The organism is Pseudoalteromonas sp. S1650, from assembly GCF_005887195.1.
Lineage (GTDB): Bacteria > Pseudomonadota > Gammaproteobacteria > Enterobacterales > Alteromonadaceae > Pseudoalteromonas > Pseudoalteromonas simplex.
In genome coordinates this window covers 1-201 of the sequence record NZ_PNDF01000226.1, presented here as the reverse complement: position 1 = coordinate 201, position 201 = coordinate 1, and the positions used below count along the sequence as shown (strand labels likewise).

Sequence of the window (201 nt, the reverse complement as noted above, 5' to 3'; positions counted from 1 at the left end):
GATGTTGATGACATTGACTCGCTATTAGATGAAGATCAAGAAGAAGCGCCAGCAGAAGAACCAAGCGCAGATGATTTAATCGACGAAGACGAGCTCGATGATGATTTAGATGTCGATGACATTGATTCATTATTAGATGAAGCTCAAGAAGAAGCGCCAGCCGAAGAACCAAGCGCAGACGATTTAATCGACGAAGATGAG

Annotated in this window: 1 protein-coding gene; it reads left to right on the top strand. The window is 43.3% G+C overall.

Annotation, left to right across the window (positions count from 1 at the left end):
- On the top strand, positions 1–201 hold a 201-nt coding region (locus CWB80_RS22650), incomplete at both ends, for a hypothetical protein (RefSeq protein WP_212751502.1).